The organism is Bradyrhizobium sp. AS23.2, from assembly GCF_001908185.1.
Lineage (GTDB): Bacteria > Pseudomonadota > Alphaproteobacteria > Rhizobiales > Xanthobacteraceae > Bradyrhizobium.
In genome coordinates this window covers 1-1,143 of sequence record NZ_LGHM01000374.1, presented here as the reverse complement: position 1 = coordinate 1,143, position 1,143 = coordinate 1, and the positions used below count along the sequence as shown (strand labels likewise).

The window sequence follows — 1,143 nt, the reverse complement described above, 5'->3', positions numbered from 1 at the left end:
TTTTAAGGATGTGTCGCTAGAGCATGTTGTCTTTTAGCGGAATCTGGATTCCCAGATGGGGCAATTTCTGATTCAAACTCCATGCTGGCGAACGGAGGCCAGCATGGATGACGCGACCGTTTTCGGAAGACATTCGCGAGCGCGCTCTGGCACGGGCTGATGCCGGCGAAACTGTCCGTTCGATTGCCGAAGCGCTGCAGATTAGCCCCTCCTGTGTGACGAAGTGGAAGAACCTCAGGCGAGAAACAGGAGGTCTATCGCCCGGCAAGATCGGTGGTCACAAGAAGCCGGTCCTGTCCGGCGCCCATGCCGATTGGCTACGCGAGCGCATTCGCTCGGGCCCGTTCACCTTGCGCAAGCTGGCAAGGGAACTGGCGGCCCGCGGGATCAAGACAGACGTGCGGGCTGTGTGGACTTTTGTGCACGCCGAGGGGCTGAGCTTCAAAAAAAACCGTTCGGCCGGCCGAGCAGGATCGGCACGCCGTCGTCCGTAAACGGATCCGTTGGAAGGCCCATCAGGGCAGGATTGACGCCTCGCGCCTCGTCTTTATCGACGAGACCTGGATCAAAACCAACATGACGCCGCTGCGCGGCTGGGGAACAAAGGGACAGCGTCTTGAAGCGTCTGCTCCTTTTGGTCATTGGAAGACCATGACCTTCATCGCAGCGCTGCGTCACGACCGGATCAGCGCGCCTTGGGTCATCGACGGCCCCATCAACGGCGAGCTCTTCACGCTCTATGTCGAGAAGGTGCTGGCACCAACCCTGGCAGAGGGCGAGGTCGTCATTCTCGACAACCTCGGTAGCCACAAGGGCAAGGCCGCCCGCAATGCCATCCGCGCCAGGGGCGCGCATCTGCTCTTCCTGCCGCCCTACAGCCCCGACCTCAATCCGATCGAACAGGTCTTCGCCAAGCTCAAACACCTGATGCGCGCCGCGGAGACACGCGATGTCGAGGCAACTTGGCGCAAGGTCGGTGAACTCCTCGACGTCTTCTCCAAGGAAGAGTGCGCCAACTATCTCAAAAACTCAGGCTATGTTTCCGTATAAACACAGCACGCTCTAGCGCACGGTGACCGGCGCGGGCAGCGGCGGCACCACTGTCGGCTGCGTGCCCGGGACCGGACCGGCCTGCGCGGCCAT

1 protein-coding gene is annotated in these 1,143 nt (G+C 61.1%); it reads left to right on the top strand.

The genetic code is table 11. The features are described 5' to 3' along the window. Positions 1-107: 107 nt before the first annotated feature. Positions 108-1,050 (top strand): IS630 family transposase gene (locus AC630_RS43225; RefSeq protein WP_143198785.1). Its coding sequence is split into 2 segments (ribosomal slippage): positions 108-443 and positions 445-1,050, totalling 942 coding nucleotides; the frame shifts between segments, so codons are not numbered across the junction. Positions 1,051-1,143 lie beyond the last annotated feature (93 nt).